This is a genomic window from Thermobifida cellulosilytica TB100, from assembly GCF_001517975.1.
Classification (GTDB): Bacteria; Actinomycetota; Actinomycetes; order Streptosporangiales; family Streptosporangiaceae; genus Thermobifida; species Thermobifida cellulosilytica.
In genome coordinates, this window is sequence record NZ_KQ950184.1 from 3,552 (window position 1) to 19,861 (window position 16,310).

Consider the following 16,310-nt stretch of genomic DNA (forward strand, 5'->3'; position numbering starts at 1 on the left):
CGCTCGACCTCCGCCTCGGCGGACGCAACGTCTACGGCACGCGGACGGAGGAGCGCCCCCGCCTCGGCGACGGACGGCCGCCCGAGGCCGCCGACATCCGCCGCGCCGTGCGCCTGGCCCGCGCCGTCACCGCGGGAGCGGCCCTCCTCGCCGCGGCGACGGCCTGGGGGACGGCCCCGCCGGCCGCACGGCGTCGGCGGAGGATCAGAAGGTCAGCGAGCGGACGTAGTTGAACTGCTGGTGGGTCCGGGTGATGTCGGCCGGGGAGCGCACCGGCACCTGGGTGGTGTAGAACCGGTCGCCGTAGGTGACGGTGACCTGGATGGTGCCCGTCACCGTGGTCTCCTTCACCAGCAGCAGGAGCAGGCTCAGGGCGCAGACCAGGAAGAAGCCGAGCACCGCCAGGACCGTGGCCCAGGTGGGGATCCCCTGCTGCACCGTCGTCATGTCGTTGATCGCCCACATGCTGCCGCGCAGCGGAAACGAGCCGCCCGGGGTGACGACGGTGTTCTGGGTGACGGTGATGTCGCCGATCACGGCGATCGGCTGCTCGGGAACGGCAGGCAGCGGAGCGGAGTAGCCGCCCGTGGACTCGTACGGCGGAACCGGGCCGGGCAGGCCCTGGCCCGCGTTCCACGGGGAGCCTGGACCGCCGTGCGGATCGGGATAGTGGCTCATGACCGGATTCTCCCAGAGGACGCGGCCGACCGGCCAGGGAAACCGGGACGGCGGAGGCGGCGCCCGGCAGGCCCGCCCCGCCCTCCGCGCAGACTGCTCCGATCCGGAAACGGACGGTGCAAAGGGGCGATTCGCGGGTAACTCTAGAGTGCGCGCCGCAGAAGGCGGGAGAGGGTATGCCGGTCTGGGTTCTCTGGTTGGTCGTGGCCGTCGCACTGGGTGTGGCCGAGCTGTTCACACTGACCCTTGCCCTCGGACTGCTGGCCGCGGCGGCACTGGTCGCGGGGGTGGCGGGCGCGGCCGGGGTCGGCCTGTCCGGGCAGGTCCTGGCCTTCGTGGCCGCCTCTGCCGCGGGGCTGCTCGTCATCCGGCCGATCGCGCGCCGCCACATGGCTCAGCCGCCGCCGCTCCGCTCGGGAGCCGAGGCGCTGGTGGGACGGAGCGCGCTGGTGGTCGAGGAGATCACCGCGGACGGCGGCCGGATCAAGCTCTCCGGTGAGGAGTGGACCGCCCGGTGCCTCGACGAGACGCTGCGCATCCCCGCCGGAACCCACGTCGACGTCATGCAGATCGACGGCGCCACCGCGGTGGTCTACCCGCGCGACGCGCTGCCGTGACCCGGACCGGTGGGACGGCGCGCCCCGCCCCTCCCGCGAGATCCGCCTCCCGCTCCGGGCAGCCACCGAAGGAGGAGAAGCAGCCGCCATGGAGATCGTCCTCATCGCCCTCGCCGCCATCGTGGTCCTGGGAGTGGTGTCCACCGTACGGATCGTCCCGCAGGCCCGCGCCTACAACATCGAACGTTTCGGACGCTACCTGCGCACCCTGCAACCGGGCCTGAACTTCATCATTCCGGTCGTGGACCGCGTCAACACCAAGTTCGACCTGCGCGAGCAGGTCTTCTCCTCCCGGCCGCAGCCGGTGATCACCGAGGACAACCTGGTGGTCAACATCGACACCGTCCTCTACTACCAGATCACCGACCCGCGGGCCGCCGCCTACGAGGTGGCCAACTACCTACAGGCCATCGACCAGCTCACCATCACCACGCTGCGCAACGTCATCGGCGGCATGGACCTGGAGCGCACGCTCACCTCGCGCGAGGAGATCAACTCGCGGCTGCGCGGCGTCCTCGACGAGGCCACCGGCAAGTGGGGCATCCGCGTCAACCGCGTCGAGATCAAGGCCATCGACCCGCCGCCCACCATCAAGGAGGCGATGGAGAAGCAGATGCGGGCCGAACGCGACAAGCGGGCCGCGATCCTGCACGCCGAGGGGGAGCGGCAGGCCCGCATCCTCACCGCCGAGGGCGCCCGCCAGCAGGCCATCCTGGAGGCCCAGGGCCAGCAGCAGGCCGCGATCCTGCGCGCCGACGGCGAGGCGAAGGCCATCGAGCGGGTGTTCCAGGCGGTGCACGCCAACAACGCCGACGCCAAGCTGCTGGCCTACAAGTACCTGGAGACCCTGCCCGCGCTCGCCCAGAACGAGGGCAACACCTTCTGGGTCATCCCCGGCGAGCTCACCCAGGCGATCCAGACCCTCAGCAAGGCGTTCGCCCCCTCCGCCGAGGAGGAGCGCTCCGGCAGCGGACAGGAGGACACGACCGCGGAGCTCACCGCGGGGACGGCGACCAGCGCCGAGACGCTGCACGCCGCCGACCTGGCCGCCGACAGCGCGGCCGAGGCGGTCGCCGAGGCCAAGGCCGAGGCCAAGGCGGCGTCGGGGCCGTCGGGCCTGCCCTCCCAGCAGCGCGGCGAGGAGTGAGGCGGCGGCCCCGCCGGCCGCGGGGCCGCGCCGTGGCGTGAGGAGTCCGGAGGACGCCGTCCGGCGCCCTAGACGAGCAGCAGCTTGCCCGTGGTGGCCCGGGAGGCCAGGTCGGTGTGGGCGCGGTGTGCCTCGGCCAGCGGGTAGCGGCCGCCCACGTGCACGGTGAGCCCGCCGGAGGCCACCAGGCCCAGCACGTCGGAGGCGCGGTCCAGCAGCTCCTGGCGGGTCCGGGTGTAGTGGCCCAGGGAGGGCCGGGTCAGGTAGACCGAGCCCGCGGCGTTGAGCCGCTGCGGGTCGAACGGCGGGACCGGGCCGCTGGCCTGGCCGAACAGCACCAGCATGCCGCGCGGGCGCAGGCTGGCCAGGCTCGCGTCGAAGGTGGCGGCGCCCACCCCGTCGTAGACCACGGGCACTCCCTCGCCGTTGGTGAGCCGGTGCACCTCGGCGGCGATGTCGGCCTCGGTGGAGCGGATGACCTCGTCCGCGCCCGCGGCGCGGGCCTCGCGCTCCTTGGCCTCGGTGGAGACCGTGCCGATGACCCGGGCGCCCCGCAGCTTGGCGAACTGGACCACGAGCCGCCCCGTCCCTCCGGCCGCGGCGTGCACCAGCACGGTGTCGCCCGGATGGACCGGATAGGTGGAGTGGGTGAGGTAGTGCGCGGTGAGCCCTTGGAGCAGGACCGCGGCGGCCTGCTCGATGGAGACCCCGTCGGGCACCGGGACGAGGTCCTCGGCGGCGACCACGGCGCGCTCGGCGTAGGAGCCCCGCAGCGACGCCGACACCACCCGCGAGCCGACGGACACCCCGGTGACCCCCTCGCCGACGGCGCTGACCACACCCGCGCCCTCACTGCCCGGGATCCACGGCAGGGACACCGGGTAGAGGCCGGACCGCTGGTAGATCTCGATGAAGTTGACCCCGCGGGCCGCCAGGTCGACGACGACCTCCCCGGGGCCGGGGACCGGGTCGGGCGCCTCGGTCGGGCGCAGCACCTCGGGACCGCCGATCTCCTCGACAACGATGGCGCGCATGCGCGGCCTCCTCGAATCTCGCTCGAACACTCACGGGCTCCGTGCCGGGTGACGTTACCGCTCCGACTCCTCAGCCTGACCGCTGTCCAGCCGGTACACGGCGAAGTCGTCGAAGACGACGACAAGGTTGCCGCCCCCGCCCACGCCGCGGGTCACCCTGATGCCCGCCTGCGGGGCGTCCTCGTCGTCGTGCGGCAGCGGGTTGGGGTCGACCGCCTCCAGCACGTGCTCGCCGTTGATCCACAGGTTGAGGGCGACCGTGTCGGCCTCGCCGTTCAGTTCGCAGGTGAAGTCGAGCGTGTTGACGGCCGGTTCCGCCGCCTCCTCGGAGGACTCGACGAACCCGGGCAGGGGGGTGCCGGTGACCTCCTCCAGGTGGGTGGAGCCCTCCTCGCCCCCGTCGCGGCGGATCTGGGCCATGGTGCCGTCCACCCGCACGCTGGCGGTGTAGGAGGTGACGTTGTCGCCGTCGTCGTTGTGGAAGCAGTACAGCCCGTAGGTGCCGTAGGCGGGACCGGACAGCACCCGGGCGGTGGCGCTGACCCGTACCTGCTCGGGCAGTTCGGAGACGGGGGCGGTGTGGAGGGTGGAGACCTGGGACTCCCCGTCGGCGGCCAGCGCGTAGCCGCCCTCGTGGTAGCCCATCCAGTAGAAGGTGTCCCCGGGGTCGAAGTCGCGGTCGTTCCACCCCTGGCGCGTGGTGAAGTCGTCGGCGTAGATCTGGATGCCCTCCGGCACCCCGCGGCCGCCGAACAGCCACACGCCGCCCAGGACGGCGGCGCCGACCAGGAGCAGCGCGCCGGCGCCGGCGCCCACCGCCCGCAGCGGGAAGGGGCGGCGCGGCCCCTCGGGCTGCGGGGGGAGGGCCGCCGTCGGCTGCTGGCCGCCCGGCGGGGTGGGGCCGCCCTGCTGCGGGAGGACGGGGGACGGGGGAGCGGGCGGGAACCCGCCGGGCTGCGGCGCGGCGGCCCCGAGCCGTCCGACCGGGGAAGCGGCCACGGGGGACGGCGCGACGGGGACGGCCGGGTTCGGACCCGAGGGGACGGCCTCCGGGCGGGTGACGGACGGCGGGGTCCAGGAGCGCACCACGGTCTCGTGGACGGCGTCCGGGCTGGGCGCCTCCTGGCCGATCAGCCGGTTGAGCAGTTGCTGGGCGGTGGGGCGGTTGTCCGGGAACTTGTCCAGCGCGCTCTCCACGAGGTCGCGCAGCGCCGGGTCGAGCCCCGACAGCTCGGGAGGCGCGGAGATGATCTGGTGCAGCACCGCGGGGACGGTGGGACCGTCGAAGGGGGCGCGTCCGGTTCCGGCGTAGGCGACCAGGCAGCCCCAGGAGAAGATGTCGGAGGGCTGCCCCGGGGGCTCCCCCGCGATGATCTCCGGGGCGAGGTAGGCCGGGGTGCCCATGATCTGGCTGGAGCGGGTGACCTCGCTGTGCTCGTCCAGCGCCCGGGCGATCCCGAAGTCGATCACCTTCGGGCCCACCGCGGACAGCAGCACGTTGGCGGGTTTGAGGTCGCGGTGGACGATGCCCGCGCCGTGGATCGCGGTGAGTGCGGCCGCGACGCCCAGCGCCAGGCTCTCCAGGGTGCCGCCGTGCATGGGGCCGTCGACCCTGACCGCCTCGGCCAGGTCGGGGCCGGGGACGTACTCGGAGACGATGAACAGCGGGTCGCCGTCCAGTTGCGCGTCGATCACCGCGGCGGTGGAGAACCGGGCGACCCGGCGGGCCGCGGCCACCTCGCGCGCGAAGCGCTGCCGGAACGCGGGGTCCTCGCTGAGGTCCGGGTGGATCAGCTTGACCGCGACGCGCTGTCCCCGCTCGTCCACGGCGAGGTAGACCGTTCCCATGCCGCCGCGGCCCAGCCGTCCGAGGACGCGGTAGCCGCCCAGCTCGGTGGGGTCGCCGGTGCGGAGGGGCTTGGCGCGCTCGTGCCCGTTTGGCCTCACAGCGGGAATTCCTTTGCCAATGGTGCGGTTCGCCTCCCACAGCCTAGCGATCCCGGCGTGGGGAGGCGGGGAGGGCGCTTCTCGGGACGGTGGCAGTCAATCACGAGCGGGTGACGGAAGGCGACTCCGCGGGGGCGGAAGCGGCGGGAGCCCGGAAACGTCGGGTGTTTCTCCTCTGTTCCGCGCCGTTCTCCACTATCATTAGAACATGTGTTCGACCGCGGTTGCGGTCGCAACGCCTGTCGGTCGCCTGTGCGCTGGATCTGGGGGGTTCATGGGAGCAGTGATGACGGGACGGGTCTACGGCGTGCCGGTGCAGGTGTGGGAGCGCGACGGGCGGCCCGCGCGGTTCGTCTGGCAGGGGCGGGTCCACACGGTCCGGCAGATCCTCGACCACTGGGTCACGGTGCGCTCCGACTTCACCGGGGAGGGCAGGCGGCCGGAGCGGGTCTTCTGGCGGGTGCGCGCGGGGGCGGGCGCGGACTTCGGCCTCTACGAGCTGCGCCACGACTCCGCCACCGGCACCTGGCTGCTGGCCCGGGTGGCCGCCTGAGGAGGCCGCTCAGGCGGCCGGGCCGTCCTCGGCGTCGTGCGGGGTGCGCCGGTGCGTCGGGGTGGGCGGCGGGAGCCGGATGAGGCGGGCGAAGAGCGCCAGCAGGGGAACGAGCACCACGAGCAGGACGCAGGCGAGCAAGAGCCAGACCACGGGACGCTCCGGGAAGGTGGCAGGGGGTATTCGCCTAACACCCTGCCAAACCGGCGCGGCTCCGGGGACCGGAAACGGTCACGACGGACACCGGTCATCCGGCAGGAACGTGTTGGCCGGAACCGACCGTCTTGGCACACTGGCGGAATGCAGTCGCCCGGTCACGGACCGGCGCCGCCGGGAACCGGGGCGACCGCCCCGGCCCGGAAAGGAACGATGTGCCCACCGCCCCGATCATGCCCAGCGTCATCCTGGAGACCGAGCGCCTGCGCCTGCGCGCCTTCACCGAGCACGACGCCGACGACGTGCTGAGGGCGGCAACCGACCCGCTCACCCAGCGCTGGCTGCCGATCCCCGCGCCCGGCCGCCCCTACACCCGCGCCGACGCGGTCGCCTGGTGCGTCGAGACCGCCCCGGCCGCCCGGGCCAGCGGCGACGGCCAGCACTGGGCGGCCGTGTGCCGCCGGACCGGACGCTACGTCGGGTCCTTCGGGGTGAGCCGCGCCAACTGGGTGGCGCGCACCATCGAGATCGGCTATCTGATGTCCCCCGACGCGCGCGGCCGCGGACTGGCCCCCGAAGCGGTCGTCGCCATCACCCGCTGGGTGCTGCTCGACCAGGAGTTCGAGCGGATCGCCCTCAAGGCCGCCACCGACAACGTCGCCTCCCGTCGCGTCGCCGAGAAGGCCGGCTACGTCTACGAGGGGATCGAACGCAACGCCATACGGCTCCACCGCGGACGCGCCGACCTGGCCGTCTACAGCGTCATCCGCCCCGACCTGACCGGCTGACCCGCCGAAGACGCACCGTGCCCGCCCGGACGCGAACGGTGGCCGACGTGTGCGGCAGGGGGAGGGGGAGCGGCAGCCCGGCCCCGGCCGGACGGTAGGTTCTTCCCCCGGAGAACCGAGCAGCGTATTGGGGAGCGCCGGAGCACATGGTCGATCTGCGCCACCACGGCGACGCCGAGGTCGGGCCCGGCCTTCTCGACTTCGCGGTCAACGTGCGCGACCGCACCCCGCCGAGCTGGCTGGCCGAACGCATCGCGGCCTCCGTCACGGACCTGGCCGCCTACCCCGACCCGGAACCCGCCCGCCGCGCGGTGGCCCGCCGCCACCGCCGCGAGCCCGCCGACGTCCTGCTCACCGCGGGCGCGGCCGAGGCGTTCGTCCTGCTGGCCCGCGTGCTCGCACCGCGCCGCGCGGTCGTGGTCCACCCCCAGTTCACCGAGCCGGAGGCGGCCCTGCGCGCCGCCGGGCACCCGGTGGAGCGGGTCGTGCTGGACGGCGACTTCACCCTCGACCCCGGCGCCGTCCCCGACGACGCCGACCTCGTCGTGGTCGGCAACCCCACCAATCCCACCTCCGTGCTGCACCCCGCCGCGACCCTGGCCGCCCTCGCCCGGCCGGGGCGCGTCCTCGTCGTGGACGAGGCGTTCGCCGACTGCGTCCCCGGAGAGCCGGAGTCCCTGGCCGGACGCACCGACCTGCCCGGCCTGGTCGTCGTGCGCAGCCTCACCAAGACCTGGGGACTGGCCGGGCTGCGCGTCGGCTACCTGCTGGCCGAGCCCGGGCTGGTCCGCCGCCTGGCCGAGGCCCAGCCGCTGTGGCCGGTCTCCACACCGGCGCTGGTGGCGGTACGCGAGTGCACCGCCCCCAGGGCGCTCGCCGAGGCCCACGCCTGGGCGGTCGACCTGGAACAGCGGCGCGCCCGGCTGGTCCAGGACCTCACCGCCCTGGGCCTGGCCGTCACCCCCCGGCCCCGCGCGTCGTTCCTGCTCGCCCGCGTCGCCGGAGCGGACCTGCTCCGCACCCGGCTGCGCGAGCGCGGCGTCGCGGTGCGCCGCGGCGACACCTTTCCCGGCCTGGGCCGGGACCATCTGCGTATCGCGGTCAGAGGGCCCGAGGCGAACGCTCGGCTCGTGGCACTTCTGGCAGAGTTGCTCTGAGTGGAGGAGACGACTGACGCCCGGCCGACGCCCCGGCCCGGTCCCGCCGCTCGGAGACCGGGACCGACCAGCGACCACGGAGGAAACCCTTGAGCGGTGACCGCACAGACAGCGCGCCCGGCGACGAGCGGAGCGCCGACCACGCAGGGACGGGGGGAAGACCCGACCGGGCCTCCTCCCTGCGGTCCGAGCCGTCCCCCGGAGGACGCTGGTCCGCCGTGTTCCCGGCCTGGGAGTCCCGATCGCCGGGCGGGCTGCTGGACGGCCTGCCCGAGGCCGGGCGGGGAACCGGCGGAGCGCTCCCGCCCCTCGCCCCCGCAGGGCGCACGCTGCCCCCACCGCCGCCCGCGGCGCGTCCGACGGCCGTCCGGCCGACCGCGCCCGAACCGGCCCGGCCCGCTTCCGCCGAACCGCACCGGAGCGGCCCGGCGCCGGTCCCGCCCGCCCCGGGCGGCGCGACCCCTGCCGGGGACCGTCCCGCGCACAACGTCGTCCCGCTGCGGGGCGCTGTCGGACAGAGCGCCGTACGGCAGCCTCCCCGGCAGCCCGCTGCCCCGCAGCGGCCGGCGGTCGAGCCCGCCGCCGTTGCGCCGCACCACAACGAAACCGCACAGCCCGAAAGTCACGACGAGCCTGTGAACGCACCATCCGCGGCCTTCGTGCCCGAACCCGAACCCGCCGAGGAGACCGCAGTCCTCGGACCCGCACCCGAACCCGGACCGGCCGCCCCGGCCCCCGCACAGGCGGAGGAGCCGGTCGCGGCGGAGGAGGAGCCGGTCGTCCACGACCCCGACGAGGCGGTCGCCGAACCGGTGGGGGCGGCCGCCGCACCGGCCGAGCCCGCCGAGGCCGGACCGCCCGCCGACCCGGCCGCCCACGCCTACGACGACGCCGCACGCGAGGCCGTGTACCGGGTCATCCGGGAGCGCCGTGACGTCCGGGTGGGATTCCGCCCCGACCCCGTTCCCGACGAGGTCCTGGTCCGCATCCTGGAGGCCGCCCACCACGCGCCCTCCGTCGGCTTCTCCCAGCCCTGGGACTTCGTGGTCATCCACGACCGCGGCACCCGCGCCCGGGTGCGCGACCTCGTGCAGCGGCAGCGCGAGGCCTACGCCATGGCCCTGCCCGGTGCGCGGGCCCGCACCTTCTCCGGGCTCAAGGTCGAGGCGATCCTGGACACGCCGCTCAACATCGTGGTCACCGTCGACCCCACCCGGGGCGGGCGGCACACGCTGGGACGGCACGTCCAGCCGCAGACCGCGGCCTACTCCACCGCCCTGGCCGTGGAGAACCTGTGGCTGGCCGCCCGCGCCGAAGGGCTCGGCGTGGGCTGGGTGAGCTTCTTCTCCGAGCGGGAGCTCGCCCGCGAACTGGACCTGCCGCCGCACCTGGAGATCGTCGCCTACCTGTGCGTCGGCTACGTGGAGGAGTTCCCGCCCGAACCCGAGCTCGCCCTGGGCGGCTGGGCGCAGCGCCGACCGCTGGCCTGGGCGGTGCACCGCGAGCAGTACGGGCAGCGCGGGCTGCCCGGAGAGGAGTCCGCCAGCTTGCTGGAGGAGACGATCGCCGGGATCGGACCGCTCCACCAGCGGGCCATGGAGGAGGCCCGGGAGCGCCAGTCCCGCATGACCAAGCCGCCCGGCTCCCTGGGCGTGCTCGAGGACGTCTCGGTGCAGTTGGCCGGTCTGGCCGGGGAGTGCCCGGCGCCGGTCCCCGAACCCGCGGCCGTCGCGGTGTTCGCCGCCGACCACGGCGTCCACGCCCAGGGGGTGACCCACTGGCCGCAGGAGGTCACCACGCAGATGGTGCACAACTTCCTCGCCGGCGGTGCGGTGGTCAACGCCTTCGCCGCGCAGGTCGGCGCCGAGGTCACCGTGGTGGACGTGGGCGTGGTCGACGACCTGCCCGCCGTGCCGGGGCTGCTGCCCCGCAAGATCGCCCGCGGCACCGCCGACATGACCAGGGGCCCGGCGATGAGCCGCCTACAGGCCGAGTACGCCATCGAGACGGGCATCGAGGTGGCTCGCGACCTGGTGGCGGCGGGCAACCGCTGCCTGGTCACCGGCGACATGGGCATCGCCAACACGACGGCCTCCGCAGCACTGGTCGCCGCGTTCACCGGCCGTGACGCCGCCGAGGTCACCGGCCGGGGCACCGGTGTCGACGACGCCGTGTACGCGCACAAGGTGGAGGTCGTCCGCGCGGCGCTGCGCGCCAACCAGATCGACCCCTCCGACCCGGTCGGGGTGCTCGCCGCCGTGGGCGGCCTGGAGCACGCCGCCCTGGCCGGGTTCATCCTGGGCGCGGCGTTCCTGCGGGTTCCGGTGCTGCTGGACGGGATCATCGCCGGCTCCGCGGCCCTGGCCGCGGTGGCGCTGGCCCCCGAGGCGCGGCTGGCCTGCATCGCCGGGCACCGCTCCAGCGAACCGGGGCACTCCGTGGTGCTGGAGCACCTGGGCCTGCGCCCCCTGGTCGACCTGGACCTGCGCCTGGGCGAGGGCACCGGGGCGCTGCTGGCGCTGCCGCTGGTGCAGAGCGCCGCGCGGGCGCTGCGGGACGTGGCGACCTTCGACTCCGCCGGGGTGTCCCGGAGCGGTTGAGCCACCCGCCCCTCAGCGCTGTAGTCACCGCCACAATCCGGATTCCTCACGTTAGACAGTAGTAGCGGTAAGGGAGCGGTCGGCACGGTATTTTGGGACCATGTGCGGAATAGGGCTTTCGCGTCGTGCCCCGTTTCGTCCACACGGCCGGAAACCGGTGCCGGACCGCTCCTGAGCAGACCGCGACGATCCCCCCTGTCCCCGTGGCCGGTGGGGACGGGCCCGGCACACGAACGCGGTGGAGCCCCCGGAGCCTGGGGCTGGTAAGCGGAATTGGAGGCCTCCTCGGTGACCTATCTCCTCGGTTTGCGACTGCAGGGACGGGATGTGCTCGTGGTGGGCGGGGGACGTGTCGCCCAGCGCCGCGTCCCCGTCCTCCTGGACGCGGGTGCCCGGGTCACCGTGGTCTCGCCGCACGTCACCACGGCGTTGCAGGGACTCGCCGAGAGCGGCCGGGTGCGCTGGGAACGGCGCGCCTACCGGCCCGGTGACGTCACCGGGCTCGGCCGCTTCTGGCTGGTCCACGCGGCGACCGACTCCGCCGAGGTCAACGCGGCCGTGACGGCCGAGGCCGAGGCCGCGCGCATCTGGTCGGTCCGCGCCGACGAGCGCCACTCCTCCAGCGCGTGGACCCCCGCCACCGGCAGCGCCTCGGGGATCACCGTCGGGGTGATCGCGGGCGGCGCCCCCCGGCGCGCCGCCGGACTGCGCGACGCCATCGTCGACGGACTGGCCGACGGCACCCTGGACGCCCGCCGGGGGCGTGCGCCGATGCGCGGCGTGGCCCTGGTCGGCGGCGGTCCGGGCGACCCCGGTCTGATCACGGTGCGCGGTCGGCAACTGCTGGCCCAGGCCGACGTGGTCGTGGTCGACCGGCTCGCCCCCACCGGGCTGCTCGACCAGTTGCCCGGCGAGGTGGAGGTCATCGACGCGGCCAAGATCCCCTACGGCCGTTCGATGTCCCAGGAGAGCATCAACGAGGTGCTCGTCGACCGCGCCCGGCAGGGCAAGTTCGTGGTCCGGCTCAAGGGCGGCGACTCCTTCCTGTTCGGCCGCGGCGGCGAGGAGGTCGCGGCGTGCGTCGCCGCGGGGGTTCCGGTCACCGTGGTTCCCGGGGTGACCAGTGCTCTGGCCGCCCCCGCGAGCGCGGGCATCCCCGTCACGCACCGCGGCGTCGCCCAGCACCTGCACATCGTCTCCGCCCACGTCCCTCCGGGGGACGAGCGCTCCACCGTGGACTGGGCCGCGCTTGCCCGCAGCGGCGGCACGATCGTCGTGCTCATGGGGGTCGAACGCATCGGACGGATCGCCTCCGCGCTCGTCGAGTACGGTCGTGACCCCCGCACGCCGATCGCCGTGGTCCAGGACGCCACCCTGCCGACCCAGACCACCCTGGTGGCCACGCTGGAGACGGTCGAGGAGGCGGCGCAGGAGGCCGGGGTGCGCCATCCGGCGGTACTCGTCATCGGAGAAGTGGTGGACACGGCACGAGAGCTTGACATACTGCCCAGAGGCCAGAACACCGCAGAGGTTCCGACCGCTCCGGTCAGGGGCGCCGGACCGGAGTGACGAGGGCAGCGGGGAATCGGGTGTTGTGACCACGAATACCGATGAGAAGGGCGGAACCGCCATGACCCGGCCGCCTGCCGTGCCGGAAGCGACAGGACCAGGCGAACTGACGCCGGACGCGCCCGTGCGCAGCATGGGCGGGGGACACAGCACGGTCCAGGGCCGAGACGCCCCGACCGCCTCCACCACGGCGCGTCCCCGCAGAAGCGGCAGGGGAGGAGCGCACCGCGGGGCCACGGCCCGGGACACCCGCCTGGAACAGAACCTCGAAGCGCTGCGGGACCGGATCCGCGCGGTCGAGTTCGCCGACGGACTGCCCGGAGCCGAGGAGGGCCGCACCGCACGCAGCGACGTCCTCGACCAGCTCAACGACTACGTGCTCCCGCGGGTGCGCAGGACCGACGTCCCCCTGCTGATCGCCGTCGCGGGCTCCACCGGAGCCGGAAAGTCCACCCTGGTCAACAGCCTGGTGGGCGCCCAGGTGACCACCACCGGGGTGCGGCGTCCCACCACCAACAGCCCCGTGCTGGCCTGCAACCCCGCCGACGTGGACTGGTTCAGCGAGGCGTCGTTCCTGCCGTCGCTGCCCCGGGTCCGCCAGCAGGGTCTGGCCATGCCGGGCAAGGACGGAATGCTGGTGCTCGCCGCCACCGAGCACATGCCCGAGGGGGTGGCGCTGCTGGACACCCCCGACGTGGACTCGGTCGTCGCCGCCCACCACGAGTTCGCCGCGAAGTTCCTCGACGCGGCCGACCTGTGGGTGTTCGTCACCACCAGCAAACGCTACGCCGACGCCCGGGTGTGGCAGTTCCTCCAGGTCGCCCGGGACCGGGACACCTCGCTGGCGGTGGTGCTGTCCCGGGTCCCCCGGCGCGGACGCCAGCAGATCGTCGCCCACTTCGGGGCGATGCTGGAGGCCAACGGCCTGGGGTCGGCGCCCCGCTTCGTCATCCCGGAGACCGACCAGATCGCCGGGGGGCGCTTCACCGCCAACACCGCCGACCAGATCCGCGGGTACCTCGCCGACATCGCCGGGGACGAGGTGGAACGGGAGCGGATCACGCGCCGCACCCTCCTCGGCGTGCTCGACAGCTTCCGCACCCGCATCCCCGAGCTCGCCAAGCACGTCGAGACCCAGGCCGAGGTGGGGCGGGTGCTGGCCACCTCGGCGAGCACCGCGTTCGCCCAGGCCATGGCCGAGGTCGACCGCGGCACCTCCGACGCCTCCCTGCTGCGCGGCAACGTGCTGGCCCGCTGGCAGGACATCGCCGCCAGCGGTGAACTGGCCCGCTCCCTGCGCATCCGCAACAAGCGCACCAGGGCGCAGGCCGAGGACCGCACCCGGGTACGCGCCCTGGAGCAGGCGATCCAGGACGCCGTCGAGGCGCTCGTGGTCTCCGCCGCGGAACGCGCGATCGAGACGGCCATGCAGCACTGGCGGAAGATCCCCGGGGCCTCCGCCATCGCCGAACGCCACTCGCTCGACCGGATTCCCGCGGACTTCCCCTACCGGGCCCGCACCGCCGTCGCCGACTGGCAGGCCCACATCACCGAGCTCATCTCCTCCGACGGGGTGGTCAAGCGCTCGGTGTCGCGGTTCTTCACCTACGACGTCGAGGCGTTCGGCCTCGTCCTGATCGTCGGCCTGCTCGGCTTCGGGATCTCCGACCACGACAGCGCTGCCGCACCACCGCCCAACGCCGCACCGAGCCGGCTGCTCCGCGCCCTCTTCGGAGCCGAACCGCTCCGGGTCATCGGCGGCCGGGCCCGAGACGACCTGCGCGCACGGGTCAGCGCCCTTTTCGAGGCCGAGAAACTCCGCTTCGCGGAGGCGCTGGCCGAGACCAACCTGCCTGACCCTGCCGTCGCCGCACAGCTCTACCAGGCCAACGACCACCTTGAGATTGCACGATGACCATTCCTTCCCACCCCGCTCGCCCCGGGCAGGAACCTGACATGGCGGATCCCGAAGCAGAGCACTCGAAGGGCGCCTCCCCGCACTCCGGCGGCGCCGACGCGCCGCCCCGGCCCGACCAGGACGGCGAGCCGCGTCCCTACGGCCCCAGCGACGGGTTCCGCTACCGGGTCCCCGTCGCTCCGGCCTCCGACGGAGCCCTCGCCTCACGGGCCGGGCAGGCCACGCCGGCCCGCGGCACGCCCGTCGTGACCGTGGAGGCCGACGAGGAGCCGCCCGCCGAGGAGCGCACCGACCCCGACGACCCGGACAACCTCGCCGGCTGGGTGGGCAGCCTCGCGGCGGTCGAGGAGGGCGAGATGATCGCCGGACGGCGCACCGGGCCGCTGCCCACGGTCCCCGCGCAGCCCGCCGCAGAGCCGGACGACTCCGCCTGGTCGCCCGACGACGAGGAGTACCAGCCCACCCGCCGCGACCTGTGGCAGCCGAGGCCGACCACCAGCCGGGAGGAGCTGATCTCCAAGCTCGACGCCCTGGCCGTCCTCGTCGAGCTGGGCCGCGACCACTTCGACCCGGACCTCGTCGAACGCGCACGGGGGCTGCTCAAGCACGCCGGGGCCCGGCTGCGGCTGTCGGCCGACCACACCGTGGTCGCCCTGGCCGGCGGGACCGGGAGCGGCAAGTCCTCGCTGTTCAACGCGCTGTGCGGGCTGGAGCTGTCGCGGGTGGGCGTCACCCGGCCGACCACCACCGCCGCGCACGCCTGCGTGTGGGGCGTGGAGAGGGCCGACAACCTGCTCGGCTGGCTGGGCGTGCCGCCGAGGTACCGGCACGCCAGGGTCAGCGAACTCGACCGGGACGACTCCGACCTCAACGGGCTCATCCTGCTGGACCTGCCCGACCACGACTCCGTGCGCGCCGTGCAGACCGCCGAGTCCGACCACCTCATCAGGACCGCGGACCTGCTGATCTGGGTCCTGGACCCGCAGAAGTACGCCGACGCCGCGGTGCACCACCGCTACCTGGCCGAGATGTCCGGGCACGGGGCGGTGATGGTGGCGGTGCTCAACCAGATCGACCGGATCGACCCGGAGGAGACCGAGGAGCTCCTGACCGACCTGCGCAGGCTGCTGGAGGACGAGTCGGGGGTGCACCCGCGGCTGCTGACCACCTCGGCGGTCACCGGGGAAGGGCTGCGCGAGCTGCGCCAGTTGCTCGTGGAGACCGTCGCCGACCGCCGCGCCGCCATCGACCGCCTCGCCGCCGACCTGGACCAGGTGGTCGCCGGGTTCGAGGTGTACGGCGAGCCGGACGGCACCGCCGAACTGCCCCCGCCCGCCCGGGCCGCCCTGGTGGACCGGCTGGCCGAGGCCAGCGGGGTCGAGGCGATCGCGGACGCGGTGGAGACCGCGCACGAGCGCCGCGGGGCGCGGGCCGTGGGCTGGCCGCTGGCCCGGTGGGTGCGGCGGCTGCGCCGCGATCCGCTGCGCGCGGCCCAACTGGGGTTCCTCACCGAGGAGGTGGCGGGGACGGGGACCGGTCCGATGGGCGCGCAGCACGCCGAGATCGCCACCGCGATCGCTGCGGCGGCCGACGCCTCGGCCGCCTCCCTGCCGGACCCGTGGCCGCAGCGGGTGCGCGCCGCCGGGCGGACCCACCTGGACACGCTCCCCGAGGAGCTGGGCGCGGCCGTCGCCGGGACGCTTCCCGACGAAAGCGTCGCACCTTCGTGGTGGGGTGCGGTGCGGGTCGTGCAGTACCTCCTGGTGGCGCTCACCGGGGTCGGGCTGGTGTGGCTGGGGGCGCTGCTGGTCGGCTGGATCGGCGGCGGCCTGGCCGAGCCCTCGCTGCTGTTCCTGGCGGCCGCGCTGACCGCAGGCTCCCTGCTGCTGGGCTGGCTGACCGGGGTGGGCTGTCGCAACCTCGTCACGGTCGAGGCCGCTCGCCGCCGCGAGTACGTCGAGACGCACGGTACCGAGCAGGTCAAGCGGATCGCGGTGGAGCGGGTGGTCGCGCCGCTGGAGGCGGAGCTCCGCAACTACGAGAGGTACTGCCAGGCTCTCAAGGAGGCGCAGCCCGCCAGGCGCAGGTGACGTCGTCGTGCCCCCGCTGCGGCGCCGGACGGGACCTCCCGTCCGGCGCCGCAGCG

At 74.3% G+C, this 16,310-nt stretch carries 13 protein-coding genes and 1 pseudogene; 10 read left to right on the top strand and 4 right to left on the bottom strand.

Annotated elements, in window-relative coordinates; genetic code table 11:
* A pseudogene (locus tag AC529_RS20990) lies at positions 1-233 on the top strand (cobalamin biosynthesis protein); the annotation flags it as partial.
* Here AC529_RS20990 and AC529_RS14620 read toward each other — a convergent pair.
* Positions 205-678, bottom strand: coding sequence for a hypothetical protein (locus AC529_RS14620; RefSeq protein ID WP_068757676.1), 474 nt, complete (start codon positions 676-678; stop codon positions 205-207). The pseudogene AC529_RS20990 and the gene AC529_RS14620 sit on opposite strands and share 29 nt — an antisense overlap.
* A gap of 176 nt (positions 679-854) precedes the next feature.
* Here AC529_RS14620 and AC529_RS14625 point away from each other — a divergent pair, with 176 nt between their 5' ends.
* Positions 855-1,295 carry an NfeD family protein gene (locus tag AC529_RS14625; protein ID WP_068757677.1) on the top strand — a complete coding sequence of 147 codons (441 nt, stop codon included), beginning with the start codon at positions 855-857 and terminating at the stop codon, positions 1,293-1,295.
* A gap of 88 nt (positions 1,296-1,383) precedes the next feature.
* Entirely contained in the window at positions 1,384-2,442 is a 1,059-nt protein-coding gene (locus AC529_RS14630) for an SPFH domain-containing protein (protein ID WP_068757679.1), read from the top strand.
* Positions 2,443-2,510: 68 nt separating this feature from the next.
* Here AC529_RS14630 and AC529_RS14635 read toward each other — a convergent pair whose 3' ends face one another.
* Positions 2,511-3,476 (bottom strand): quinone oxidoreductase family protein, encoded by a 966-nt coding sequence (locus AC529_RS14635; RefSeq protein WP_068757682.1) that lies wholly within the window; start codon positions 3,474-3,476, stop codon positions 2,511-2,513.
* A 54-nt stretch (positions 3,477-3,530) separates the two neighbouring features.
* Positions 3,531-5,423 (bottom strand): serine/threonine-protein kinase, encoded by a 1,893-nt coding sequence (locus AC529_RS14640; protein WP_157080218.1) that lies wholly within the window; start codon positions 5,421-5,423, stop codon positions 3,531-3,533.
* A gap of 286 nt (positions 5,424-5,709) precedes the next feature.
* Between AC529_RS14640 and AC529_RS14645 the strand changes: the two genes are divergently transcribed.
* The gene (locus AC529_RS14645) at positions 5,710-5,976 is read left to right on the top strand and encodes a DUF6504 family protein (RefSeq protein WP_068757684.1); all 267 of its coding nucleotides are present in this window, start codon (positions 5,710-5,712) and stop codon (positions 5,974-5,976) included.
* Between the two features lie 9 nt (positions 5,977-5,985).
* Here AC529_RS14645 and AC529_RS20175 read toward each other — a convergent pair whose 3' ends face one another.
* The gene (locus AC529_RS20175) at positions 5,986-6,129 is read right to left on the bottom strand and encodes a hypothetical protein (protein WP_157080219.1); all 144 of its coding nucleotides are present in this window, start codon (positions 6,127-6,129) and stop codon (positions 5,986-5,988) included.
* Between the two features lie 236 nt (positions 6,130-6,365).
* Here AC529_RS20175 and AC529_RS14650 point away from each other — a divergent pair, with 236 nt between their 5' ends.
* The 6 genes from AC529_RS14650 to AC529_RS14675 all read left to right on the top strand — a co-directional run bounded on the left by AC529_RS14650 (position 6,366) and on the right by AC529_RS14675 (position 16,254).
* Positions 6,366-6,920 (top strand): GNAT family N-acetyltransferase, encoded by a 555-nt coding sequence (locus AC529_RS14650; protein WP_068758034.1) that lies wholly within the window; start codon positions 6,366-6,368, stop codon positions 6,918-6,920.
* A gap of 146 nt (positions 6,921-7,066) precedes the next feature.
* A complete protein-coding gene (cobC, locus tag AC529_RS14655; RefSeq protein WP_068757686.1) occupies positions 7,067-8,077 on the top strand; it encodes an Rv2231c family pyridoxal phosphate-dependent protein CobC in 1,011 nt (336 codons plus the stop codon).
* Between the two features lie 218 nt (positions 8,078-8,295).
* Positions 8,296-10,677 (top strand): nicotinate-nucleotide--dimethylbenzimidazole phosphoribosyltransferase, encoded by a 2,382-nt coding sequence (gene cobT / locus AC529_RS14660; RefSeq protein ID WP_157080220.1) that lies wholly within the window; start codon positions 8,296-8,298, stop codon positions 10,675-10,677.
* Between the two features lie 288 nt (positions 10,678-10,965).
* Positions 10,966-12,246, top strand: a complete 1,281-nt coding sequence (gene cobA / locus AC529_RS14665) for a uroporphyrinogen-III C-methyltransferase (protein WP_068758038.1) — start codon at positions 10,966-10,968, stop codon at positions 12,244-12,246.
* 61 nt (positions 12,247-12,307) lie between these two features.
* Positions 12,308-14,161, top strand: a complete 1,854-nt coding sequence (locus AC529_RS14670; RefSeq protein ID WP_068757688.1) for a GTPase — start codon at positions 12,308-12,310, stop codon at positions 14,159-14,161.
* A gap of 41 nt (positions 14,162-14,202) precedes the next feature.
* Entirely contained in the window at positions 14,203-16,254 is a 2,052-nt protein-coding gene (locus tag AC529_RS14675) for a YfjP family GTPase (RefSeq protein ID WP_083948284.1), read from the top strand.
* Positions 16,255-16,310 lie beyond the last annotated feature (56 nt).

What these genes read in the sequence shown, in the direction of transcription:
- AC529_RS14635 (WP_068757682.1), bottom strand. Translation starts at nt 3,476, where the DNA reads ATGCGCGCCATCGTTGTCGAGGAGATCGGCGGTCCCGAGGTGCTGCGC.
- AC529_RS14620 (WP_068757676.1), bottom strand. Translation starts at nt 678, where the DNA reads ATGAGCCACTATCCCGATCCGCACGGCGGTCCAGGCTCCCCGTGGAAC.
- AC529_RS14675 (WP_083948284.1), top strand. Translation starts at nt 14,203, where the DNA reads ATGGCGGATCCCGAAGCAGAGCACTCGAAGGGCGCCTCCCCGCACTCC.
- AC529_RS14650 (WP_068758034.1), top strand. Translation starts at nt 6,366, where the DNA reads ATGCCCAGCGTCATCCTGGAGACCGAGCGCCTGCGCCTGCGCGCCTTC.
- AC529_RS14645 (WP_068757684.1), top strand. Translation starts at nt 5,710, where the DNA reads ATGACGGGACGGGTCTACGGCGTGCCGGTGCAGGTGTGGGAGCGCGAC.
- AC529_RS14625 (WP_068757677.1), top strand. Translation starts at nt 855, where the DNA reads ATGCCGGTCTGGGTTCTCTGGTTGGTCGTGGCCGTCGCACTGGGTGTG.
- cobC (WP_068757686.1), top strand. Translation starts at nt 7,067, where the DNA reads ATGGTCGATCTGCGCCACCACGGCGACGCCGAGGTCGGGCCCGGCCTT.
- AC529_RS14670 (WP_068757688.1), top strand. Translation starts at nt 12,308, where the DNA reads ATGACCCGGCCGCCTGCCGTGCCGGAAGCGACAGGACCAGGCGAACTG.
- AC529_RS14630 (WP_068757679.1), top strand. Translation starts at nt 1,384, where the DNA reads ATGGAGATCGTCCTCATCGCCCTCGCCGCCATCGTGGTCCTGGGAGTG.